At 68.1% G+C, this 23853-nt stretch carries 17 protein-coding genes; 14 read left to right on the top strand and 3 right to left on the bottom strand.

The window, feature by feature from the left end; translation table 11 throughout:
* Nucleotides 1-225: 225 nt before the first annotated feature.
* The 3 genes from ASF22_RS11215 to ASF22_RS11205 all read left to right on the top strand — a co-directional run bounded on the left by ASF22_RS11215 (nt 226) and on the right by ASF22_RS11205 (nt 2500).
* Complete coding sequence (locus ASF22_RS11215) at nt 226-774, top strand: hypothetical protein (RefSeq protein WP_156647669.1); 549 nt, start codon at nt 226-228, stop codon at nt 772-774.
* Nucleotides 775-821: 47 nt separating this feature from the next.
* A complete protein-coding gene (locus tag ASF22_RS11210; protein WP_056264136.1) occupies nt 822-1256 on the top strand; it encodes a hypothetical protein in 435 nt (144 codons plus the stop codon).
* Nucleotides 1257-1330: 74 nt separating this feature from the next.
* Nucleotides 1331-2500: a hypothetical protein gene (locus tag ASF22_RS11205; protein ID WP_244474260.1), complete on the top strand. Its 1170-nt coding sequence runs from the start codon at nt 1331-1333 to the stop codon at nt 2498-2500.
* Nucleotides 2501-2610: 110 nt separating this feature from the next.
* On the opposite strand, the gene ASF22_RS11200 is transcribed toward ASF22_RS11205, so the two are convergent.
* Both ASF22_RS11200 and ASF22_RS11195 read right to left on the bottom strand, forming a co-directional pair.
* The gene (locus ASF22_RS11200; RefSeq protein ID WP_056264131.1) at nt 2611-3165 is read right to left on the bottom strand and encodes a PilZ domain-containing protein; all 555 of its coding nucleotides are present in this window, start codon (nt 3163-3165) and stop codon (nt 2611-2613) included.
* Complete coding sequence (locus ASF22_RS11195) at nt 3162-4163, bottom strand: AraC family transcriptional regulator (protein WP_056264127.1); 1002 nt, start codon at nt 4161-4163, stop codon at nt 3162-3164. The genes ASF22_RS11200 and ASF22_RS11195 overlap by 4 nt, the downstream gene beginning before the upstream one ends.
* A gap of 242 nt (nt 4164-4405) precedes the next feature.
* Here ASF22_RS11195 and ASF22_RS11190 point away from each other — a divergent pair, with 242 nt between their 5' ends.
* The 11 genes from ASF22_RS11190 (at nt 4406) to ASF22_RS11135 (ending at nt 21807) form a co-directional block, all read left to right on the top strand.
* Nucleotides 4406-5710: a flagellin gene (locus ASF22_RS11190; protein WP_056264124.1), complete on the top strand. Its 1305-nt coding sequence runs from the start codon at nt 4406-4408 to the stop codon at nt 5708-5710.
* 90 nt (nt 5711-5800) lie between these two features.
* Complete coding sequence (locus ASF22_RS11185) at nt 5801-6166, top strand: hypothetical protein (RefSeq protein ID WP_056264122.1); 366 nt, start codon at nt 5801-5803, stop codon at nt 6164-6166.
* 196 nt (nt 6167-6362) lie between these two features.
* Nucleotides 6363-6713, top strand: coding sequence for a hypothetical protein (locus ASF22_RS11180; RefSeq protein ID WP_056264119.1), 351 nt, complete (start codon nt 6363-6365; stop codon nt 6711-6713).
* Nucleotides 6714-6720: 7 nt separating this feature from the next.
* The gene (locus tag ASF22_RS11175) at nt 6721-7098 is read left to right on the top strand and encodes a hypothetical protein (protein WP_056264116.1); all 378 of its coding nucleotides are present in this window, start codon (nt 6721-6723) and stop codon (nt 7096-7098) included.
* A 191-nt stretch (nt 7099-7289) separates the two neighbouring features.
* Nucleotides 7290-7718: a hypothetical protein gene (locus ASF22_RS23780; RefSeq protein WP_156647668.1), complete on the top strand. Its 429-nt coding sequence runs from the start codon at nt 7290-7292 to the stop codon at nt 7716-7718.
* A gap of 21 nt (nt 7719-7739) precedes the next feature.
* Nucleotides 7740-8306: a hypothetical protein gene (locus ASF22_RS11170; RefSeq protein WP_056264112.1), complete on the top strand. Its 567-nt coding sequence runs from the start codon at nt 7740-7742 to the stop codon at nt 8304-8306.
* A 374-nt stretch (nt 8307-8680) separates the two neighbouring features.
* Nucleotides 8681-9636 (top strand): IS630 family transposase gene (locus tag ASF22_RS22990; RefSeq protein WP_156647667.1). Its coding sequence is split into 2 segments (ribosomal slippage): nt 8681-9026 and nt 9026-9636, totalling 957 coding nucleotides; the frame shifts between segments, so codons are not numbered across the junction.
* A gap of 284 nt (nt 9637-9920) precedes the next feature.
* Nucleotides 9921-10859 carry an AraC family transcriptional regulator gene (locus tag ASF22_RS22985; protein ID WP_162239540.1) on the top strand — a complete coding sequence of 313 codons (939 nt, stop codon included), beginning with the start codon at nt 9921-9923 and terminating at the stop codon, nt 10857-10859.
* Between the two features lie 332 nt (nt 10860-11191).
* Nucleotides 11192-11437 carry an AraC family transcriptional regulator gene (locus ASF22_RS11145; protein WP_056264095.1) on the top strand — a complete coding sequence of 82 codons (246 nt, stop codon included), beginning with the start codon at nt 11192-11194 and terminating at the stop codon, nt 11435-11437.
* Between the two features lie 484 nt (nt 11438-11921).
* On the top strand, nt 11922-21086 hold the full coding sequence (locus ASF22_RS11140; RefSeq protein WP_162239539.1) for an autotransporter-associated beta strand repeat-containing protein: 9165 nt from the start codon (nt 11922-11924) through the stop codon (nt 21084-21086).
* 136 nt (nt 21087-21222) lie between these two features.
* Complete coding sequence (locus ASF22_RS11135; protein WP_056264088.1) at nt 21223-21807, top strand: invasion associated locus B family protein; 585 nt, start codon at nt 21223-21225, stop codon at nt 21805-21807.
* Nucleotides 21808-22285: 478 nt separating this feature from the next.
* Here ASF22_RS11135 and ASF22_RS11130 read toward each other — a convergent pair whose 3' ends face one another.
* Nucleotides 22286-23812, bottom strand: coding sequence for a site-specific integrase (locus ASF22_RS11130; protein WP_056264084.1), 1527 nt, complete (start codon nt 23810-23812; stop codon nt 22286-22288).
* Nucleotides 23813-23853 lie beyond the last annotated feature (41 nt).

The following is a 23853-nucleotide window of genomic DNA, read 5'->3' as shown; positions in this document are numbered from 1 at the left end:
AGTATGGCATGCCAAGTTTTGTCTAAAATTTTAGGGGTTGCTGTACTCGTATCTAAAAATCCCGGGACTTGTGCAAACAAAAGTTGGCATCCCGCTGGAATGGTCTGCCGGCCGGGTCCAACGTTCGTTCCGTGGCGGTCATCCCGGTCGCCGTTCGAGACGAGAGCGATGTTCAAAAGCGTGTTCCGTGGGCTGTTCACATTACGACCCTCGCCGGTGATCCGCATGCGGATCGCGACCGGGCCTGCGATCCCCGCGGCCCCGCCGCCGCCATCGGGCCGGACCGGCGTCGCCCGCATGCTGTCGCTCCCGACAGCCACGCGTAACTACGCCCGCGCCGTCGCGGCCGGCACCTTCGACCACCTGGATCACACGGATCTCGGCAGGCTGTCGGAGGCGATGGGCCCGGGGATCTGGGCCTGGCAGTACGCCCGCCGCCTCACCGGCCGCACGCCGTGGCGTGCCGGCACCGACTTGCCGGAGACGGTCGAGCGGCGGCGGGCGGAACAGGAACTCGTCACCGACATCGCGATCTGGGAGCGCGCCCTGGCCGTCCTCGATGCCCGCTGCGAGCTCGCCCGCCTCACGGGTGCCCCGCGCCCGCCCCCGCTCGCGGTCCCAGCCGAGGTCAGGGCCGTCATCGAGGCCCGCCGCCTCGCGGCGGAGGAGCGGGCTTCACGGCGACGCGGTCGCCCGGGCGACGGCGCCGCCGGCCCGGCGCCCGAACCGGATCCGGCGATCCGCCACCCGCCGTATCCGACCCCCCCGACCTGAGGCCCTTTGGCCCCGACCGATCGCCACCCTCATTCCGACGGAAGACCATGTTCGACACCGAGAACACGCACGAACCCCATCCGGCCGACGACGGCCTCGCCCCCCCCGGCCCGGCCGTGATCCAAGAGCCGGGCGGGCCGAGGCCCCGTCCCCCCGGCCTGGAGATCCGGTTCGTCACCCGCATGAGCCGACGCCTCGCGAGCGACGTCACGGCGCATGCCAGGCGGGACGGCCTCACCGCGGGCGCCTGGGTGCGGCGGGCGCTCCTCGACCGGATTGGCATGCGATCGCCCGTCGACGCCCGCAGCGGCCGGCCGGTGCATCGGCCGCCGGAGGAGATCGCGGCGATCTCCGCGGCGATCCGCGAGCTCGCGGCGGTGAACCGGGCCGTCTCCGCGAGTGATGCCGCAGCCGCCCGCGCAGGGCTCGACGAGGCCCGACGCCTCCTCATCCCCCTGGTCATCGCCCGTGCGGCCGGATGATCTCGGGCGCGGTCCGGGGGGCCGGCCTCGGCGACGCGCTGGCCCGCCACCTCCTGAAACCGGAGAACGACGCGGTGGAGGTCGTCCCGGCGCGCGGGCTTGGCAGCGCCACCCTGGTGGACCAGGTGCGGGAACTGGTCGCTCTATCCCTGGGCGGCAGGACCGATCGCCCGATCTACCACGTGCACTGCGACCCCGAGCCCGCGATCCGCGACAACGCCGCGGCTAGGTCGCGGTGGTGGGCCTTGTTCGAGGCAGAGTTCGATCTGACCGGCCAACCGTATTGCGGCGCCGTCCACCTGAAAGAGGGACGGCGCCACGAGCATCGGGTCTACGGACTGGTGCGGCCGTCCGGGCGGGTGGTCGACCTCGCCTGGGATTATCCCCGCCGAGAGAAGTGCAGCCGCATCGTCGAGTTCGAGTTCGGCATGCCGCCGGTACCTTCCAAGCACGCCCGGGCCATCGCCCGGCGCCTGCGGCAGGACGGGCGGTCCGACGTCGCGGACTGGCTCGTCGCGGCCGGGGCGACGGAGGCCGAGAGGCCGATCGCGCCGCTGACGCCGGCGGAGCGGCTTGGGCAGGAGCGAACCGGCATCGATCTCGACGACGTCCGTCGGGCGACGCTGGCGGCCTGGCGCGCGTCGGAAGACGGGTCGGGGTTCGTTGCCGCGCTACGGGCACGCGGGCTCGACCTGCGCCAGGGGCGGAAGGGCCCGGTCGTCGTGGATGCCTCCGGCGCGGCGCACCTCGCGACCCGCCTCGTCGGGGCGGCGTCGCGGCGTTTCGAGGGCCGGCGCATCGTCGCCGCGACGGTGAAGGCCCGACTGAGCAGTCACGAATTCGAGGATGGGACCGATGCAGGAAGCCGATCTCGCGCGAAGCCTGGAGAGGCAGGAGCGGTTGCTCCACGCGATCCTGGCGGGTCTCGCGCCGCCGGAGACGGAGGAGGGCTCGGGGTTCGACGATTTGGTGGATGCCCTGACCGAGTTGACCGTGGCGGTGGCGGACGTGACCCACGCGGTCCGGGGGCTGCGCTCCGACGCCTGCGCGCACTGCCGGCGGTCCGGCGAGCCGTCCTGCGGCGGCGGCTGACCGCGTTCGACCCAACGCTGGACCGCCATCTCGCCGCGCTCGAACGCGTCCGCGCGGCGGCCGAACGGATCGAGGCCGAGGCCGCCTACGAACGCGAGCGCGCCTGGGCGTTGTGGGGCTTTACCGATATCTGGGGCCTGCCCCTGACGTAGGGGATCGCGATCGACCTGTCGGCAAAGGGCTCGACGGATTCCAATCCCCGCGTCCTCTATCCGGGACGTGGCGACGCCCGACATGCGGGGGCGGCCCAACGGCCCGCGCCTCAGAGGCGGATATCCTCGGTTACGTCCTCGGGCCGAAGGGGCAGCGTGAACCGGATCCCGATGCCTGCCTCCGTATGTCGGACGACGACGCCCCGACGCATGCCGACCGTGACGGGCTCACCGACCGCCGGCCTCGGGTCAGCGACGAGCGCCGCCCCGCCCGCCGACACGTCGGTGAGCGTTCCCTCGGTCTCCCCGCCCCGCCATCGCAGCGGCACGACGGATCGTGTGGGGACCACCCGTGGATCCGACCGCAGCTCCGGGCCGCCCTCCAGCCTCGCGCGATGCCATGCTATCCGGGCGGCGATCCGGGCGCTACGCGGCGCGGCCTCAGCCAGCGACAGCACGAGGCGCCCCTCGCGCACGCCCGCGATGCTGCCGTGCAGGAGCCCCAGGGATTCGATCCTGCACGCGAAGCGCCGGCCATCGGCCGGTATGCCGTCCCCGGCGATCGACAAGTCGTCGACGGACCTGCCTCTCACCACGCACGCCCGTTCCACGCCGTCCGGATCCACGAAGCGTCCCGGGAACGACGGCATGACCACCGCCGTCACAGCCCGGTGATCCACGAGAGCAGCATCGTACCGGTCTCCCATCGGGCCCCGTCGCGGTAGGTCGCGTCCACGTCCCGGGGGTTCACCCCGTAGCGCGCATGGAACGCCTTCGAGAACATCTTGGGAGATGCGTAGCCGACGGCGTAGGCCACGCTCGAAATCCGTAGCGGCTCCCCGCCTTCCGCCCCGGACAGGATCCGCATCGCCTTGGCGAGCCGGCGGTTGCGGATGTAGGTCATGACCCCGCCCTCGCCCTCGAACAGGGCATAGATCGGCGTGCGCGACAGCCCGAAGCGCAGGCCGAGCGTTTCGACCCCGAGGTCGCTCCGGGCGAGATTGGCCTCGATCCATTGACGGATCTCGATGGCGGCGATGGCCGGGCGGTTGTGGGCGCTGTCCCGCGCCGGGGTCAGCGCCGCGTTGCACAGAGATACCGTAGCCGCTGCGAGCAGGATGCGCTGGGCCGGGTCGCTCGTATCCAAACACCGCCGCTTGTTCCTCACATGGTCGGCCAGGAGCCTGACCAGCGGCGCACCGTCCTGACCGAAAAGCCCGCGATGCAGGTCCCCTACGTCGCCCACCCGCCGGTCGAACAGGCGTCGCGGGATCGCGAGGTTGATCCCGGTCATGCCCTTCGAGACGGATCGTACCCGCTGGGCGAGGTCGAACAGCACGAAGGTGCCGGGCGCGATCTCGGCGTCGCCGGACGGCGTGTCGACGCTCGAACGGCCGGTCTCGTAGAGGCGCAGGATCACGTGGTCCACCGCCTGCGTCGCGATCTGCGAGCGGGTCCGCTCGATGGCCTGCGGCGAGGCCTCGATCGCGCTGAGCAGGGTGTTGTCGACCTTCCAGCATCGAAAGCCGATGTCGCGCGGCAGCGGGATGGATCGGTCCAGCGTGGGGACGAACACCGGCGAGATCGTCCGGATCCAGGCTTCCCGGCGGGCCTTTTCGTCCTCGATCAGATGGAACCGGGGGTCGATGATCTCTTGTTGCATCCGCAGTTCCGGTGTCGAGGTCGCCCCCTTCACAACATCGGGGCAGCGACGGGTCAATCGATCGGGCTGCAGTCTCGTCTATTATCCCCTAATTTATCGACAAGTACACCAGGTGACATATCCAGGACGTGAGGTGACATAACGTACCTCAATGCAGGTCAAACATTACGCCCCTATAAACTTGGGGCAGCGAGCCTAATGCCAAGCCCGATACTTTCGGTCGGGTGCAAAAGGATCCCGCGATGTCTTCTTCGATCACCTTGTCCGCCGCCACGCGCCAGAACCTGCTCTCCCTGCAGGACACCGCCGCGCTCGCGGCCACGAACCAGAACCGCCTCTCCACCGGCAAGAAGGTGAACTCGGCCCTCGACAACCCGGTGAACTTCTTCACCGCGCAGAGCCTCTCGGACCGGTCCTCGGCCCTGTCCGGCCTGCTCGACGGCATCTCCAACGGCGTTCAGACCATCCAGGCCGCCAACACAGGCGCGGCCAAGATCGGCGACCTCGTCAAGTCGCTGCAATCGACCGTCACCCAGGCCCAGAGCGCCGCCGCCGCCAATCGCCCGACCACCACGGGAGGGGCACTCGCCACCGCCCCGGAGGCAAAGCTCACGGGCACCAGCCTACGCACCACGGCCATGAGCATGGCGCTGGGCGGCACCGCCGGCCGACCGTCCGACACCTCCGCCGGATCGCTCGGCATCGCGGGGGCCAAGGTCGCCATCACCCTCACGGACGGGGAGAACACCTTCACCAAAACCTTGGACAAGACCGCGACCGTGGGGGATCTCGTCGACGCCATCAACGCGTCGGGCCTTGCCTCGGCCTCGGTCGACGACGCCGGCAAGCTCACGGTCACCGGCAACTCGGACAAGCTGCAGGTCGGCGTCGGCGGCGGCGCGGATGCCGCCGCGGCCCTGACGGACGCGAAGGCTCAGACGGGAGGCGGCAACGTGGCCGTCGGCTTGAAAGCCACCGACTATACGACCGGCCTCTCGAACGACAAGACCTCGGCGGCACGCACGGCGCTCGCCTCGCAGTTCAACGACCTGCGCACCCAGATCGACCAGATCGCCAAGGATTCCGGGTTCAACGGCACCAACCTGTTGGGCGGCGACACCCTGAGCGTGATCTTCAACGAGAAGACCGGCAAGGACCAGTCCAAGCTCTCGGTGGCCGGCCGCACCCTGAGCGCCGACAGCCTCGGCATCGCCACGGCGGTGAACGGCACGCCGGGTGCCGGCGAGTTCAACATCCAGACGGACAAGGGGCTGGCCTCGATGCAGGACACCCTGAAGACGGCGCTCGCCAGCCTGAAGAGCCTGCAGTCCGGCTTCGGCTCGAACCTATCGAGCGTGCAGACCCGGCAGGACTTCACCAAGCAGCTCGGCAACATCCTCGGCACCGGCGCGGCCAACCTCACCGACGCCGACATGAACGAGGAGGCGGCCAACTCCCAGGCGCTGTCGACCCGCAACTCGCTCGCGGTCTCGGCGCTCTCGCTCGCCAACACTGCCCAGCAGGGCATCCTCCAGCTGCTGCGCTAGGCCGCGGATCGGCGGACACCCGCGCCCCCTTCCGGCGCGAGCCGTCGTTCGAGGCGTCTCGCGCTCCTCCTTATGAAACGGAACACTCCCATGAAACGATTTGCCGGAAGCGGCGCCCTGGCCGCCTTCCTGTCGATGGTCTCGCTCGGCGCCTGCGGCGTCGGCGAGCCGACGGAGGAGCAGCTTCGGGACGCCACCCAGCGCCTGCTGGTCCAGGTCTACGAACGGATGAACCCCTCGGCCGCGCTTGCGGCCAACTATCGATCCCTGCGCCCGGGCGTGGCCCCGATGCCGAGGATCACCGCGTTCCGAAAGATCGGCTGCGCCCCCGCGAACGGAAAGCCCGGGTTCGCCTGCGACATCCAGCTCTCCTACGACGGAAAGGCGCCGGTGACGGACAACGCGCGCTTCTATCCTCTCCCCGACGGGACGCTGGCGATGGCGGAACAGCGATAGGGGCCGGCGACGGCCGACCCACCGCTCGATCCATGACGAATACGTGCCCGGCGACCGTCGGCCGAGCCGCTGCCGTTACCCACGCAAATCCATTCCTTCCACGATCCCCTCCCCAGGGGCGCGCCGACCGCGCGGCATCGGGGTGGGGACATGCCCTCCATTCACGATCATCGTTCGCCCAGGAACACCGAATCCCATGATCCCGAAAATCCATTCCCCGCTCCTCGCCGTGGCGGCCTGCGCCCTCCTCGGCGCCTGCAGCGACGAGCCGTCGGCGGCGGCGATGCAGCAGGCGATGTCCAACGTGTTCGCCAGGATGCCGGCGGCGCAGGTGGCCGTGGCCAACATGCAGCTCGGCGGCAGGAGCGCCGGCCGGTACGACGCCCTTCCCGACATCTCGGGCGTGAGGAAGGCGAGCTGCCTCCCTGCCCAGGCCAAGGACGGCCACGTCTGCGAGTTCGCCGTGACGATCAACGGCATCGAACGCCCCAAGATGAAGGCACGCTTCTTCAAGGGGACCGACGGCAACCTCGCGATGGACGACTGAGGGCAGGATGCGCAGCTTTTTCCTGATCCCGCTGGTTCTCCTTGCCAACGTCGTCCATGCGGCCGGACCCGAGCGCTTCCGCGTCGACCTGCCCGGAACGTCGGGCGACAGGGCGAGGACCGGCGTGCTCACGTTCGAACGAACCACGACCGTGACGCGCTGGCGGCTCGTCTGTGACGACAAGACCTCCGGGCATCCGCCCTATCGCTACACCCGGTCAGGGACCGCCCCGGCAGAGCGGGACTGGGTCATGGGGGTCTACGACGGCCCGATTGGCAAGGGGAAGTTCACCCTGGCGCTGCGTCCCACCGCCCGGCTCTGGATGACTTCGCTGGAAGGGTGCCCCGGCACCGTTGGCTTTCCTGCTGTTCATCGGATCCGGTAACGAGCCGGCCCGGCGATCATGCGATGAGCTTCGACAGCGAGATACCGGCGACATTCAGCGTCTTACGATGGTCCGCGTGAGGCTTCCGGAAACAAACCGTCGAGAACCGCGCGCACTATTTCTTAGGATTGTAAATCTCACGTTCGAATGGACATAAAATCATGTGTCGCTGCATAATTATACTGATAGCTATGCTATTTCCCCTGGCGGCCACCGCCATGGACGATCGCGGTTATGCCACAGCCATAACCAAATTCTGGTTCACGGGAGACGAAAAGCTTGGCTGCGTCGATTCAAGCGGTAACAGCACGCTTTGCAAAATCGCACCTGACACCATCTTTCAGGTTTACTACTCTCCAGATCTCAAGCACGCACTCGTTGTTGTCGATTACCTCTCAGGATCCCCCGGCAATGCCAGGCTTAGATCTGCTGTGACAACGGAGGAAGCATCCGAGACCGGAGGTTGGGGTGTAACCCACCAGATCTACAAGGTCATTGGGCAAGGGCCGATTAGCATCAAATTCGACACAAATAACGTTTATTTTGAAATGCAAGTTAGAAAAAGTAATGATCTACAATGCTGCCCGACTGGACGCAGGCTCTACACGATGCCGCTTTGATCTGAGGGGTGAGCATCAATCATGAGCGATCAAGAAATTCATGTCCGCATCATTCCGCAGCCCCAGCTTCCGTTGATACTGGCCGCCCCACTGTTCATGATGATAGTTGGCATCGTGATAGCGGTAGCCAAGTTCGCCGCGGATAATTTTGCCGAACTGACGAGTTTCTTCCTGATCCCATTTCTCGTGTGGCGATTTTTAGCCCGACGGCAGTATCGGACCGGCCGAACGGTCCGAGCCATGGTCCTAACGCTCGGATCCTGCATCTTGGCGATCAGTGCATTCAAGATGTCTGAGTGGTCGGAGCACAAGAGGCAGGCTGCCGTAGCCGCAGAGGATGCAAAGACTGCCGCTGCGAAGCTGGTCGTTTGGAAGCTTGAAAACGAGAAAGCCTGCCGCGAGCATTCCGGGAAACTCAAGGAAGGAAAAGAAATAGAGTGGATGACATTCGATCAATGCTCTCGGTACTACAGCCGAGCGCAATCCCTGGAGATTTGCCGACCGCTGATCGTCAAACGCGCGCTACCGAGATACGGCTGGAAAGACTGCACGCAGTTCACCGATGAGGTGTTGCGACCTCCACGCTGATCGTCAGGGTCGCAAGGTATGCCCGACAAGCCTGCAAGATGCTTCCTCGCGCGGGTAAGTCCGTTTCCTGCCCCGTGCGAGGTTTGACGATCTGCCATAGGGCAAGGGCCCGCGTCGTTGAACCACCGCTCAAATACCGATCGGCGCGATCACCCATCCAACCATTCCAGGGTGTCCGGTAGACGATCGGCGAACGGACGTTCCGCTCTCGACCCATGCCAGCCGCACCGACAGCCATCGGCGTTTCCCGAAAGCGGCCTTTCGTTGGCCGTCCCCCAACCTCGGCTAGATCCGTGTCCGGCGAGGTTGAATCGTGGGGGATGGCGGGCGGGCTGCGGATCTGATTCGATGCTGGATTTTCTGAGGAGATCGGGATGCCGGCAGCCTTATCGTTGGATCTGCGCGAGCGGGTGATCGCGGCGGTGGAAGCGGGAGCCTCGCGCCGCCAAGCGGCCAAGCGCTTCGGTATCGGCGCATCCAGCGCGATTCGTTGGCACGAGCGTTTCCTGGAGGAGGGCAAGATCGCGCCCCGGTCGCCTTGTGGTGAGCGGCCCGCACCCGCCATCGAGGCACATGCCGAGCAGATCCTTCAGGCCTCCCAAGCCCACCCGCAGGCGTTCCTGCGGGAGTTGCGCGATACCCTGGCCGAGCAAGGCGTCCGGACGAGCGTCAGTGGGTTGTGGCGGTTCTTTGCCCGGCATCGGATCACCCGTAAAAAGGGGCTGCCTACGCAGCTGAGCAGGAGCGGGCGGACGTGAGGGCCGCCCGGGAGGCATGGTTCTCGGATCAACTCGGCCTCGATCCCGACGCTCTCGTGTTCATCGATGAGACTGCCGCCGCGACGAACATGGCCCGAACCTATGGCCGGACCCCGCGCAGCGAGCGCTGCCGCATCCTCGTGCCCCGGGGGCATTACAAGACCACCACCGTCACCGCCGCCCTACGCACCAGCGGCCTCGTCGCCACTACCCTGTTCGATGGCGCGACCAACGGTGAGCGTTTCCGAGCTTATGTCACTGACATCCTCGTCCCGGTGCTGAAGCTGGGCGACACCGTCGTCCTCGACAACCTGAACGTCCACAAGGTCGCCGGCGTGCGCGAGGCCATCGAGGCGGCCGGCGCGCGGGTCTTCTATCTCCCCGCCTACTCGCCGGACTTCAACCCGATCGAACAGGCCTTCGCCAAGCTGAAAGCCCTCCTGCGCACGGCCGCCGCGCGCACCGTCCCCGACCTCTGGCAGGCCATCAAGGACGCCTTCGCCGCTTTCAGTCCAACCGAATGCCGAAACTACATCACCGCCGCAGGCTACGACGCTTATGACCCAATCTGAGTGGACGCAGCTCTAGGGGTGAGGAGCGGACCTTCCAAAGACTCGTTGCTGACGTCCATAGGGCGATTCCGGAATTGCCCTATCGACATCAGGATCAGCGCGGCATGGGCGCCGATCACAACTCTGTGGTTTGGCCGCAACTTGGCTATCCTGCTACACGGTGGACGTGTTCTACAGCTCCGACCGACGAGAGTATGACAAATTCTGGCATCTTGCGGGCGAAGCCCCCCCACCGGAGGCATCTAAGCAGGGCATCGGCCGACAGCTTCGGCTTCTATCACGATATGATCCAGTCGAGTGGGGCGGCGACGTACCTCCTCGGTGATACATTCGAAGCAACCATCGCCGCGCAACACTTCGGACGCCTAACGCTGTACGATCGGCAACTCATCGGCGCCGACCATAGGCGGGATCCCGCGCACATTCGGCGCGACGGTTTCGAGCATTACTATCTCCAAGTCTTACGATCCGGCCGGGTCGTGAGCGGTCGGCCGGGTGAGGAGCGTCGTCTTGTCCCGGGTGACGCAGTTCTCTTCGACGCGACCCAACCGATGCGGTCGATCGTGGATGACGGTGATCTCGTCACGATCATCTTGGCCCGCGATCAAGTCGAGGCTGTCGCGCCGGACGTGCGCCATCTGCATGGAAGCATCCTTCCCAAAGGTGAGACAGGCTCGCTCGGCCAAGCCGTGCTTTCTTTCATCCGCTGTGCATCGAGCTTCCCCGAGACCTCGGCCGCCGGGGTTGGTCACGTCATCACCAGTATGCTCGGCCAGGTCCAGGGAAGATCCGATACGGCCTACAGTGACGCCGTCGGCGAAAGCAATTTGGAGTTATCGCGACGCATCAGGGCAGAAATTTTCATCGACAACAACCTCGCGGCAGATTTGAGCTCCGATGCTGTCGCCCGTAGCATCGGTGTTTCCCGATCTTCTTTGTATCGTGCGATGCAAGCCGTCGGCGGCATCGAAACGGTCGTCAAACGTCGGCGTGCCGCTCGTCTGCGACTACTGATATCCCAACAGGACAAATCAACGTCGATCGGCTTTTTTGCGGAAAAAATTGGTTTCTCAAGTATCAGCCACGGATCACGTGCATTCAAGGAAATCTATGGACAATCGCCGGATCAATTTCGGGCGGCTCTTCGAGCTGACGCAATCTTGGCGGCTCAAGCTTTACACCCCGGTCGAATGAGGAATTGGTACGGCACTATAAACGACTGAATGGTTGCATTCGGTTGAGATCTGTACCGCCCGTGATTTCATCGCCTACAGACCGAAGGAGTTGTCGAGGCGTGCTTCCTTCCCGCCAACCGGCGTCCGCCCGGTTGGAAAGCATGGTGCTCAATTCGAATGACCGAGTTGGGTCGGGACAGGGACGGCGAGGAGTTAGAGGCCGCGCAGACCCTTCGGGTCTCGCTGTTCATCGATACCCCTCTCGGGCGCCGCGAACTCTACGTCGGCATCATCTCGTCCGGCTGGGGGTTTTCCGCGGTGCGCGCTACCGAGCTTTTGCCCCGTTCGGCGGCATCAAGGGCGAGATCGTCCGCCGCCGGGTGGCCCGACTGCCCGCCGTAATCCTGCGGGGCAACGAGAACACCCCGATCGCGACCCTGGCGTGGAACCTCGGCTTTTCATCGGCCAGTCACGGCTCGCGCGCTTTCGTGGCGGCCTACGGGGTGCCGCCGGGCCAGTTCCGCGACGCCATGCTGCGCCCGCAGGGCGGGGCCATCGGAGATCTCAAGGCGGAACACATGCGCGGCTGGGTCGAGGTCCTGAACCGCAAGTCGTCGAAGGCCTAAGACGCCCGCGACCGGCACGAGGCGTATCCGAAGGGACAATGTCTCNGAACACATGCGCGGCTGGGTCGAGGTCCTGAACCGCAAGTCGTCGAAGGCCTAAGACGCCCGCGACCGGCACGAGGCGTATCCGAAGGGACAATGTCTCCCGAAAACCACATCGTCCGTCCCGAACAGTGCGGTTGGCTCCTGCGTGAAGTTTGGGACGCTCAGACAACGCGCAGCTCCGTACACTTCTGTACCAGCGAGGGACGCGTGGTGTCGGGCTTTTCGCGCGAGACATCGACGCCCATGGATTCCGCGGTGACGGCATTGNAAACCACATCGTCCGTCCCGAACAGTGCGGTTGGCTCCTGCGTGAAGTTTGGGACGCTCAGACAACGCGCAGCTCCGTACACTTCTGTACCAGCGAGGGGCGCGCGTGCCTCGATCCTTCCGTCCGAAGGGGAACGGCGACAGCGCGAGTCAGCGTCTGGGACCGGGTATGATGAGCGTCGACAGCACCGCCGGATCGGCACGCCTCTGGGGCCGCGGCCTCCTGCTCGCCTCCACGGCCTTGGTCGGGTTCCGCACCCGTCCAGCGCCCAAGCCGACCGTACTGCATGTGGCCGCGTCGCTGTTACGGGAGCGGATCGGTCGCCTGCTGACCCTCGCTGTCGAGACCCCGGCCGCCCTCGTTGCCCGGTTGAACCCCCTGCGCATCCGGAAGGTCCGCCCAGCAGCCCGGATCGGGCGGCGGAAGTTACAGGAGACCCTGCGCGCGGTCGCGGTGTTGGCGATCCGGGCGCGTGGCGTGCTCGCCCGTTCGGGGCTGGTGGCCGCGTCCCTCGCCGTCGGCACCGGCATGGCCCACGCGCAATCATCGACATGGGGAGGCGCAGGAAACCCAGGCGCCACCACGACGACCGGCGATTACAACCTCGGCACCAATTGGAGCACCGGAACGGCTCCGACCGCCGCCGGCCAGTCGGCCGTCTTCGCCGCCACGGGTGTCCCAGCCGTCAACGTCTCAGCCGGACCGATCGCGCCGGCTAGCTGGATCTTCAACACGGACGCTCAGAACTACACGATCACCGGCGCACGCGTGAATTTTGGCGGTGACGGCATCGTTAACAACGCGTCTGCCGGCACGACGATCAGCATCGCCAACGTCATCGGCGGCACGGGGGGGGTCCAGCAACTCGGAGCCGGCACCCTCACCCTAACCGGCGCCAACACCTATTCGGGCGCGACGACGATCAACGCCGGCATCCTCCGCATTTCGGGCGGAAACGCCATCGCCAACACCGGCGCGGTGGTGCTTTCGCCCGGCGGCACGTTCGACGTGACCGCATCCGAGACCGTCGGCTCGCTCGCGGGGACGGGCGGCACGGTGGTGATCCGTCCGGGCCAGACCCTCACGACGGGCGGCGCGAACACCTCGACGACGTATTCTGGGGCCATCAACGGTGCTGGCGGGCTCGTCGTCGCCGGCCTGACGGGCGGCAGCACTGCGACCTTCGGTGGAGCACTCACGCAGACCGGCGGCTTCACCGTCGCGGACGCTTCGAACGTCACGATCGCGGCCACGGGCAGCTACGTCGCCGCCGCCAACGGCGTCGTCCTGAACGGCGGCACCTTCACCAACCAGGGCAGCGTGCGCGTCATCGGTGGCGTGGGCGGCATCAACGCCGTCACGACCAGCACCACCGTGGGCACCACCGTCAACAACGCCGCGAACGCGGAGATCGTGGGCCAGGCCAGCGGCGTCATCCAGCTCCAGGGCAACGTCACCGGCGCGTTCACCGTGGGCAACGCCGGCCGGATCCAGGGCATCGACTTCGATGGCGTGACCCAGCACGGCACGGGCGCGCTCACCGTCACGAACGCCGGCACCGGCGTCATCTACGGGCAGAACGCCAGCAACTCCGGGAACGGCTACGGCGTCGGCAGCGACGGCGGCGGCGCGCTGACCCTGATCAACCAGGCCGGCGGCACGATCGTCGGCCGGTACGGCGCGGTGGGCTCGAACGCCGCCGACCGGATCACCAACGCCGGCCGGATCGCCTCGGGCACCCTCAACGCCGACAACACGATCACCGCGGGCGGCGTCGCCGGGATCCAGCTCCGGGCCGGCGGCACGGTCACCAACCAGAACGGCGGCGTGATCGACAGCGGCGGACGCGGCGTCAGCCTCGGGGCCGCCGGCACCGTCGACAACCAGCAGGGCGGCATCATCCGCCACACGGGGACGGCGGACAACGGGACCGGCAACGGCGCCGGGGTCTACGCCAGCGGCAATCTGATCCTGACCAACGCCGGCCAGATCACAACCACCGCCGGCGGCTTCAACGACGGCGTGACCGTGCTTGGCGTGGCCATGATCACGAACACCGGCACGATCCAGGCAGCGAACGCCGCCGGCATCGCGATCGCAGGCGCGGGCAGCCGCATCACCAACAGCGGCACGATCCAGGGCGGCACCGGCAGCGTCGGCGTCAAACTCAACAACGGCGGCACGATCACCAACAGCGGCGCGATCCAGGGCGCCGTTCACGGTATCGACTCCAGTGCAGCGCTGACGTTGACCAACCTCGGCGGCGGTACGATCTCGGGCGATAGTAGCAACGGCGTCGTCGTCCGGAGCGGCGCCTCGACCGTGCTGAACGCCGGCACGATCACCAGCACCATGAATTCTGGCATCGCGGTGGGCGCCGGGACGCTGACCGTGGACAACTATGGTTCGATCGGCAGCGGGGCGCTCGGGATCACCGCCTTCGGCAGCGGGGCGCTGACCGCCAACCTCTACGCCGGATCGGCGACGGGCTCGATCCTCGGCACCGGCGGCAACGATACCGTCTCGATCTACACAGGTACCGGGACCAACGGCACGGGCGCCACAACCACCGATCCTGTGACCGGGCAGACCGTCGTGCTGCAGGCCGCCGGCACCAACGCCGCGGCGACCGTGGGCGCGATCGCCCTCGGCACCGGCAGCAACACGCTGAACCTGCGCGGCACTGGTGACGGCACCGCCCCCAACGGCGCCGCCGGTGCCTATGGCGCCGTCATCTCGGGCTCGACCTCAGTCAACAAGCTCGACACTGGCACCTTCGTGCTCAGTGGCGCCAACACCTACAGCGGCGCCACGACGATCTCGGGCGGCATCCTCAACATCCAGAACGCAACCGCGCTCGGCACGACGGCGGCCGGTACGACCGTGCAATCGAGCGGCACGCTTCAGCTTCAGAACAACATCACGGTGACCGGCGAGGCTTTGAGCCTCGCAGGCAACGGCTCCACCGGCAGCAACGGCGCGCTCCAGAACGTTTCCGGCGCCAACACCTATGCCGGTGCGATCATCCTGGCCGGCGCAAGCCGTATCAATTCGGACGCCGGCACGCTGACGCTGTCGGGGGGCATCGGCGGCGCGAACCAGAACCTGACCGTGGGCGGCGCGGGCGCGACTACGATTTCCGGCGCCATCGCCACGGGCACGGGCACCTTCACCAAGGACGGCGCGGGCACGGTCACGCTCACGGGCGTCAACACCTACACCGGCGCGACGACGATCAATGCCGGCACCCTCACGCTGAACAACGCCGCCGGTACCGCCCTTGCCAACACGAGCCGGGTGACGTTCGGTAACGTCGCAAGCACGGCGGCGACGTTGCAGGCGCAGACCAGCGAGACGATCGGCTCGCTCTCCGGCGGGAACACTAGCAGCACCGTCAACATCGCGGCCGGCACCACGCTGACGGTGGGCGGCGACAACACCACGGATGGCACCTACGCCGGCGCGATCAACGCCAACAACACAGGCATCCTCGCCAAGACCGGCACCGGCACGCAGACGCTGACCGGCGCGATGACCGGGGGCGCGCTGGTCGCCAACCAGGGCACGCTCGCTCTCGGCACGGGCGGTTCTTCGAACACGGCCGGCGTGGCCGGGCTGGTCCCGGGCGCAACGGGTGGGCAGGCCCAAGCCGCCGTGCTCGTGAACTCCGGCGCGATCTTCAACAATGCCGGAACGATCACCGCCAGCAACCAGGGCGTGGCGCTGCAGGGCGGCACATTGAACAACACCGGCGGCGTCACTGCGGCGAACCAGAGTGGTGTCTTCGCACTAACGGGCGCGGTCGCGATCACCAACACGGGTACGGGTTCGATCAGCGGCGTCAACGGCATCGACGCCAACCTCACCACGGCCAGTGCCATCTCCATCACCGGCACCGGTTCGGTCACAGGCACCGGCGGCTTCGGCATCCGGGCAGTCAGCAACGGCGGCAATGTCGTCCTCGGCACGACAGGGGCCGCCCTCGGCGCCGTCTCGGGCGCGGGTAATGCGATCCAGACCAGCAGCACCGGAACGGGCACCGTCAGCGTCGTCACTGGCGGCAACATCACTAGCACTGGCGGCAACGGCATCGCCGCCAGCACCGTGAACGGTACCGTCACGGTCACGGTGACCTCCGGCGCGATCGCCACCACCAACGGCTCCGGCCTCGTCGCCACCGGCACCACCGGCGCCGTCGCGGTGACCGCCAACGGCGCCATCGCGGCCGGCGGCGCGGGCAATGCGGGCGTGTTCCTCACCGGCAACAATGTCGGCAACACCGCAACGGTGGCCAACGGGATCACCGTGCAGGGCGCCATCGGCCTGCGGGTCGCGGGCACCGGCACGACGGCCCTCGTCAACAACGGCACCCTCGCGACCACCGGCGGGGCGGGCGCCAACGCAATCCAGATCGACGGCGGCACGCTTGTCGTCGGCAACAATGCCGGGACGGTCACCGGCAACCTCGCCGTCGTGAACGCGGGCAGCACCCTGTCCGTCGACCGCACGGCGGACCTCGCCCTTGCCAATGTCGTCACCGGCGCGGGCACGCTCAACAAGGGCGGCGCGGCGCGGCTCACCCTGACGGGCGTCAACGGCGTCACCAACCAGTTCACCGGCACGGTCAACGTCACCGCCGGGACGCTCGCCGTCAACGGGACCCTTGGGGACACGGCAGGGAACGCCGCCACGGTCAACGTCGCCACCGGCGCGACCCTGAACGGCACCGGCACCATCGCGGGTTCGGTCGTCGTCAACACCGGCGCCACCGTCTCGGCCGGCAATTCGCCCGGGACCCTCACCATCGGCGGCAACTACACGCTCAACGCCGGCTCGACCTCGCTGTTCGAGCTCGGGGCACCGGGCGTCGTCGGAGGCCTGAACAACGACCTCATCGTCGTCCGCGGCAACCTGCAGCTCGGCGGCACCCTGAGCCTGGTCTCGGCCGCGAACGCCGCCGTCGCGCCGGTCTCAGGCGTCTACCGGCTGTTCGATTACGGCGGCGCCCTCACGGGCGCCTTCGGCACCGTGCTGACGCCGACGGGCACCACCTCGACGGCCAGCGTCTTCACCACCGTGCCGAACCAGGTGAACCTGCTGATCGCCAACGCCAATGCGGGCGGCGGCGGCGGTGGGGGCGGAGCGGGGCCCGTCACACCGGTGACGCCCGTGACGCCGGTCAATCCCGGCACGCCGGTGATTCCGGTCACGCCGGGCGGCACAGGGGGCGGTCAGGCGGTGCAGTTCTGGGACGGGGCCGACACGGGCGGCGCCCTCGCGGGCGTGCAGGGCGGCAGCGGCACCTGGGCGGCCGGGGCCACGAACTGGACGACGGTGACGGGCGACGCCAACACCGCCTGGCGCTCGGGCGTCGGCATCTTCTCCGGCACGGCCGGCGTCGTCACGGTCGCGGGCGCGCAGGGCGTCCAGGGCCTGCAGTTCACCACGGACGGCTACGCGCTCGCCGGGGCCGGCACCCTCACGCTCCTGGGCGACGTCACGTCGCCGACCCGCAGCTTCGTCAACGTCGATGCCGGCGTCGGCGCCACCATCGCCAACGCGCTCACCGGCGCCACCGGGGAGATCGGCCTGAACAAGCTCGGCACCGGAACCCTGACGCTCACCGGGGCCAGCACCTATACGGGACCGACCCAGGCGGCGGCGGGCACCCTCGTCGTCGCGGCTGGCGGCGCCCTCGCCTCCGCCGTGACGGTCGATACGGGGGCCAGCCTCGTCAACGCCGGCACCCTCGGCGCCGGCCTGACCAATGCGGGCAGCGCCAGCAACAGCGGGACCGTGGCGGCGCGGGCGTCCAACACGGGCCGCCTCGCCAACACGGGCACGATCAACGGCGGCCTCGTCAACGCCACGGGGGCGACCACCAACGCCGGCACGATCAACGGCGGCGCCACGATCGTCAGCGGTAGCCTCACCACCACCGGCATCGTCAACGGAGCGGTCGCCAACGGCGGAACGATCCGGGCGCAGGGCCAGCTCAACGGCCCGGTGGCCAACCAGGCGGGCGCGGCCTTCATCCAGACCGGCGCGCTCACCGGCATCGGGCGCCTGACCAACGACGGAACGGTCGATCTCGGCGGCAACGACCTCGGCATCGGGTCGCTCGCGGGCACGAATGCAGGCGCCCGCATCGTCAACGGCGGCACGCTCAGCGCCGGCTCGGACGGCGCATCGACGGCCTTTGCCGGCGCGATCACCGGTACGACCGCCCTGACCAAGACCGGGGCCGGCACCCTGACGCTCTCGGGTGCCAACACCTCCACCGGCACGACCCGGGTGCAGGCGGGCGGGCTGATCAACACCGGCAGCCTCGCCGGCGGTGTCGGCAACGCCGGGATCTTCACCAACACCGGCAGCGTGGCGGGAGCCCTCGCCAACGGCGGCACCGTCCTGACTTCCGGCACCCTCGCGGGCGGGCTGTCCAACACCGGCGACGTGACGGCCCTGGCCGGGCGCATCGACGGCGCCGTTCTCAACACGGCCGGCACCCTCTCCATCACCGGCCGGGTCGCGGGCAACGGCACGCTCAGCAACGCGGCCGCCGCGACGCTCGCGGTCTCCGGCACCTACGATCTCGCCGGCCTGCTCACCAATGCGGGCGGCCTCACCGTGGCGTCGGGCGGCGCTCTCACGGCGCCCGCCGGCATCGTCAATTCCGGCGCGATCACCGTCGCGCAGGGCGGCACCATCACGGATGCCCTTGCCAACACGGGCCGTGTCGTCAACGACGGCACCTACAATGCCGACGTGAGCAATGCCGGCCCGGGCACCCTCGCCAACCGCGCCACCGGCGTCTGGAACGGCAATCTCACCGCCAACACCGCCAGCCTCACGAATGCCGGCCTGTGGCAGGGCAACGCCCGCAACGACGTGGGCGGCACCCTCGCCAACGGCGGCACCTGGACCACGGCCTCCGCGCCGATCGCCAATGCGGGCACGCTGTCGAACACCGGCACCGTCAACGGCGGCGTCGCCAACAGCGGCGGCTTCACCAACGCGGGAACGCTCAACGGCGGCCTGAGCAACCTTGCCGGCACCACCACGAACACCGGCGCGATCAACGGCGCCGTGGCGGTGACGGGTGGCAGCCTCGCCACCACCGGGACCCTCAACGGTGCGCTGACCAATGCCGCCACGGTGACGGCGTCCGGGCGGATCGCCGGGTCGGTCACCAACCTCGCGGGCGCCAGCTTCACCCTGACCGGGCCACTCTCGGGCGTGACGCGCCTGTCCAACGACGGAACCGTCGACCTCGGCGGAACGGCGCTCAGCGTCGGTTCGCTGTCGGGCACCAACATCGCGGCGGTGCTCCGCAACGGCACCCTCACGGCCGCCGGCGACGACACCACCACGTATGCGGGCACCATCACGGACGGCGCGGCGACGACCGCGCTGGTCAAGGCCGGCACCGGCACCCTGACGCTGACCGGCGCCAACACCTTCACGGGGGGCACCACCATCCTGTCCGGAACCCTGGTGGCGTCGGCGGCCAATCTCGGCGGCGGCCCCGTGACCAACAACAACACCCTGGTGATCGATCAGGCCGGCGACGCCACCTTGAGCGACACGATCAACGGCACCGGCCGCTTCATCAAGCAGGGCGCCGGCAGCCTGACCTATACGGGAACCGGCACCCTGTCGGGCGCGACCCTGATCTCGGCAGGGCGCCTCAGCGTCAACGGCAGCCTCGCCAACTCCGTGGTCACCGTCGCGAGCGCAGCGAGCCTCGGCGGCACCGGTGTCGTCGGTGGCGTGGTCGTCAACGGCGGCGGTGCGGTCGCACCGGGCGCGAGCCCGGGCACGGTCGGGACCCTTCGGGTCGCCGGCAACATCCTGTTCGCGAGCCAGTCGCTGTACCAGCTCGACGCCACGGCCTCGGGCCAGTCGGACCGGATCGTCGCGTCGGGCACCGCTGCCCTGCAGGGCGGCACCGTGCAGGTCACGGCCCAGCCCGGCCTCTACGCGCCGAGCACGCGCTACACCATCCTGACGGCGGCAGGCGGCCTCACGGGGCAGTTCGCGAACGTCACTGCGAACTTCGCCTTCCTGACGCCGACCCTGGCTTACGGCAACACCGACGTCACCCTGCAGCTCGCCCGCAACGACATCGCGTTCGGCACCACCGCGCAGACGCGCAACCAGGGCGCCGTCGCGGCCGCCGCCCAGGCGACGGGGCCCGGCGCCCGACTCTACGACGCCATCGCGGTGCTGTCGGCGCCGCAATCGCGGGCGGCCTACGACGCGCTGTCGGGGGAGATCCACGCCAGCGCCATCACGGCGCAGTTCGAAACGGCGACGCTGATCCGCGAAGCGGTCCTCGACCGCCTGCGCTGGGGTGATTCCGCCGGCTTCGGCAGCGGTGTCGGCAGCCAGGGCATCGGCCAGCGCTTCGCACCCGGCACCACCGTACCGGCAGCCTATACCGCCGACCTGCCCGGCCGCGCGCCGAGCCTGTCGATGGTGCCGGCCCGCTTCGTCGATCCGCAGCCGATCACGGCCTGGGGCCAGGGCTTCGGTGCCTTCGGCTCGACCGCCACGAACGGCAACGCCGCCCGCCTAGACCGTCAGACCAGCGGCTTCGTCCTCGGCGCCGATGCCCGGGTCGAGAACGACTGGCGCATCGGTGCGGCCGGCGGCTACACCATCACCAACCTCGACATCACCGGGCGTCTGTCCACGGGCAGCGTCGAGAGCGGCTACGGTGCGCTCTATGCGGGCGGCGGCGCTGGCCCGCTGCAGGTGCGGCTCGGCGCTTCCTACGGCGGCAACAGCCTGACCACCCGCCGCGCCGTGATCTTCGCCGGTGTCGGCGAGAACGCCGGTGCCCGTTACGGCGGAAGCACGGCCCAGGGCTTCGCCGAGACTGGCTACCGGTTCGGCACCGCCCTCGGCTACGTCGAGCCCTTCCTAGGCGGTGCGGTGATCCGCATTGGCCGGAATGCCTTCAACGAGACCGGTGGGGCCTCGGCCCTGACGGCAGCGGGCCGGGACTACGATCTGGCGACCTCCACGGTCGGCGTGCGGGCGGAGGCTCAGCTCGGCGCAGTGCTCGGCAGCGACCTGCCCATCCTGGTGCGGGCGCTCGTCGGCTATCGCCGGGCCTACGGCGATGTGGTGCCCTCGGCGCTACTCGCCTTCTCAGGCGGGCAGTCTTTCGTCACCGCCGGTATCCCCATCGATCGGGACGCCGTGGTGGGCCAGGCCGGCCTCGACTGGCAGGTCGCTCGTGGGACGACCCTCGGGGTGGCCTATACCGGTCAGGTCGGCACCCGGGCCCAGGATCACGGCGTGAAGGGCAACTTCACCCTGCGGTTCTAGGAAGCCGCAAACCAGAACGCCTCGGCCCGCGCGTCGGATGAGCGGGCCGATTCTTGTCCGGTCTGCGGGCTCCGGCTGCTTGTGGGGCCATCGGACCTGCACTCGTGTGCCACGTTTCGCTTAAGCGAGTTCCCCCATGCGTCAGATCTCCACCGCTCGTCTCCTCGGCCTGACCTGTGCCTTGATCGTGTCCGGGCCAGCCGGTGCACAGACCGGCAAAGCCGCCGCACCCGCGGCCCCCGCCAGGGCGGTGGCGGTTCCGACGGAGCCCGGCAGCACGACGGCGAGCTTCGGCGACTGGGTGGTTCGATGTCAGCGTGGCGGAGGCGACAAGCCGGTGCGGATCTGCGAGGCGGCCCAGACTATGCAGATTCAGGGACAGCCTCAGCCGATCGCCCAGATCGCCGTCGGCCGCCTGGGGCCGGGAGAACCCTTGCAGGTCACCGCGATCCTGCCGCCCAACGTCGCCCTGCCGAGCAGCGTGCGGGTTGTTCTGGACGAGAAGGATACCACCGGCGTCGAACTCGCATGGCGCCGCTGCCTCCCCGGTGGGTGCGTCGCCGAGGCGGCCGCTAGGGAAGATTGGCTCAAGCGCTGGCGGTTGGCGGCGGAACCCGGCCGCATCACGTTCAAGAACGCCGCGGGCCAGGAGGTCGCGATCCCACTGTCGTTCCTCGGCTTCGCCCAAGCCCTCGACGCGCTCGCCAAGGAGCCGGCGTAGGGCAGTCGAGCTTCCTTCTGCACGCACTGTTTCAAGGTACTTTGTCCGCGTATTAGGCGGCCGCAAGATAAGGGGCCGATCGGCCGCTTTCGGTTCTTGTGTGGAACGGATCAGACGACAAGGTCGGGTCGCGAGCGGTCTCAGCGGCTATGTCCGCTTCCTTGCATCCGCTCTCTGGAAGCGGACCGGCAGAAATCCACCCAACCCGGTCATTCCCGGGTGTCCGATAGACGGTCGTCCAACGGACACCCGGGACCCGTCCCTCGGGACGCCTCCCGCCCGAGGGAGGCATCGTCTCACAAGACCCGTACGCTGATCCTTCCAATGGCGGGGGCCTAAACGTACACTTCCCGCCATGACGACGATCCTGATCGGCTACGCCCGCTGCTCCACCGACCGGCAGGATCTCGCGGCTCAGTGATCCGCACTCGTTGAGCTAGGTATCGCCGAGCGGATCTAAGCCTTGGTCTAGCCAATGCTACGCGGCAACAGCTTCTTTGGTGGTCGAGCGGACGGCGTATCTTGGGAACGCCTTCATCTCGTTGGCCATTACGTCGACTGGGAATTCTCCATACTTGCCGCCCTCAGTCTGCGGCACGTGCCCCTGGATCGCATCGAGGACTGAGTCCCGCATACCGCCCCTCCGGCCGCGTGTCTTGAAGCCGTGGCGCCAGCCGTGGTTCGGGTCCACCCCGACGTCGGTGATCCCCAGCTTCCGCACCCAAGCCGCGAGCCGTTCCCCGACCTTCTTCGAGATCGGGTTGGCATCCGAGCCGCCGCGGCCTCGTTTCGGGTCGTAGAACAGCGCCCCCGGGCGTGTGCCGACATAGTCGAGGAAGCCCATCTCGATTAGGTGCGGATGGATCGGCACGTTTCGGAACCGGTTCGTCTTTACTGTGCCCGCGTCGGGCGTGATGTGGATGAACGGTACGCCATCCTCGTGGCGTACGTCCTTTCGGCGCAGTTGGGTGATCTCGCCGACCCGCGCGCCGGTGTAGGCGCATAGCCAGGGGACCCATCGGCGGGCCGCCGCGTGCTCGGCGCTGAGACGCCCCCCGTGGGGCGCAAGGGCCGCCGCCAGGATGGTGGACGCCTCCGCTTCGGTGAAGGAACGGTCGCGTAGCACGGGCCCCTCGACCACCTTCACCCGCAAGCCCTCGCAAGGATTGACCGCGACCTTCCGGGTGCCCTTCAACCAGCCGAACAGCGCCTTCGCCGAGGCAAGGTACACGTCGCGGATGGTCTTGGAGCGGCGTCCGCCTCGGGCGAGGTCGTCGACCCAATCGGCGACGTTGTCCGGCGTGACGCGGGCGAGGTCGTCGTGGCCGATGTAGGTGCCCAGCGTCGCCAGCGCCGGCCGCCACCGTTTCTGGGTGGAGGGCGCGAGCTCCGAGGCCTTGGCGTACGCGGCGAACCATTCATCCAATGGCAGGACGGTCGTCGGGGGCTTGTCGACGATTTTCGGGAAACGTCCCGCCATCGGATCGGGCCGGAAATCCCCGTCGAGATACTTCGCACTCTGCTCGACGGCCTGAAGGATCGCCTTGGCGATCGCGTAATCCAGGGTCACGCGCGTCTGCGGATCCACCCGGAGGCCCTTCCGCGCAAAGTGGGCTTCGATCTCCTTGCCGTGCAAGCCAAGGAATGCCTTGCGATGCTCCGCGCTGGGATCCTTGACGTACCGCTCGATCATCCCGGCCGAGGCTAGGTTGAAAAACGGCGAGAAATCACCCGCCTGGAACTCGGGGATGCGGCCCTCGTAGAACTCGCCCGCGATGGCGTGGATTTCGAGAAGACTCAGGTCCCGCACGCCGGCCCGCAGGCTCGCCCAGCGAACCTCGACCTGCGCGGCGTGCGCGGCATGGCGGCGTTTGGCCTCGCCGACCTCCTTCGTCCCGAGGCTGGCCTTCTCCTCGCGCTTGCCGACGAGCGCCAGGAGGTCCTTCGGGACCCGCTTACGGAACCAGAAGACGCCGGTCTTGGGATGGGGCCAGGGACGCGACATAGCGAGAACCACGTGTGTACCACCCGTGTGTACCACCGGAC

This window comes from Methylobacterium sp. Leaf87, assembly GCF_001422775.1.
Lineage (GTDB): Bacteria > Pseudomonadota > Alphaproteobacteria > Rhizobiales > Beijerinckiaceae > Methylobacterium.
This window is presented reverse-complemented; position numbering and strand designations above follow the sequence as displayed.

Bases quoted from the DNA above. Each gene is read 5' to 3' on its own strand.
- ASF22_RS11215 (WP_156647669.1), top strand. From the start codon at position 226: ATGCGGATCGCGACCGGGCCTGCGATCCCCGCGGCCCCGCCGCCGCCA.
- ASF22_RS11210 (WP_056264136.1), top strand. From the start codon at position 822: ATGTTCGACACCGAGAACACGCACGAACCCCATCCGGCCGACGACGGC.
- ASF22_RS11195 (WP_056264127.1), bottom strand. From the start codon at position 4,163: ATGCAACAAGAGATCATCGACCCCCGGTTCCATCTGATCGAGGACGAA.
- ASF22_RS11190 (WP_056264124.1), top strand. From the start codon at position 4,406: ATGTCTTCTTCGATCACCTTGTCCGCCGCCACGCGCCAGAACCTGCTC.
- ASF22_RS11185 (WP_056264122.1), top strand. From the start codon at position 5,801: ATGAAACGATTTGCCGGAAGCGGCGCCCTGGCCGCCTTCCTGTCGATG.
- ASF22_RS11180 (WP_056264119.1), top strand. From the start codon at position 6,363: ATGATCCCGAAAATCCATTCCCCGCTCCTCGCCGTGGCGGCCTGCGCC.
- ASF22_RS11175 (WP_056264116.1), top strand. From the start codon at position 6,721: ATGCGCAGCTTTTTCCTGATCCCGCTGGTTCTCCTTGCCAACGTCGTC.
- ASF22_RS23780 (WP_156647668.1), top strand. From the start codon at position 7,290: ATGCTATTTCCCCTGGCGGCCACCGCCATGGACGATCGCGGTTATGCC.
- ASF22_RS11170 (WP_056264112.1), top strand. From the start codon at position 7,740: ATGAGCGATCAAGAAATTCATGTCCGCATCATTCCGCAGCCCCAGCTT.
- ASF22_RS22985 (WP_162239540.1), top strand. From the start codon at position 9,921: ATGATCCAGTCGAGTGGGGCGGCGACGTACCTCCTCGGTGATACATTC.
- ASF22_RS11140 (WP_162239539.1), top strand. From the start codon at position 11,922: ATGAGCGTCGACAGCACCGCCGGATCGGCACGCCTCTGGGGCCGCGGC.
- ASF22_RS11135 (WP_056264088.1), top strand. From the start codon at position 21,223: ATGCGTCAGATCTCCACCGCTCGTCTCCTCGGCCTGACCTGTGCCTTG.
- ASF22_RS11130 (WP_056264084.1), bottom strand. From the start codon at position 23,812: ATGTCGCGTCCCTGGCCCCATCCCAAGACCGGCGTCTTCTGGTTCCGT.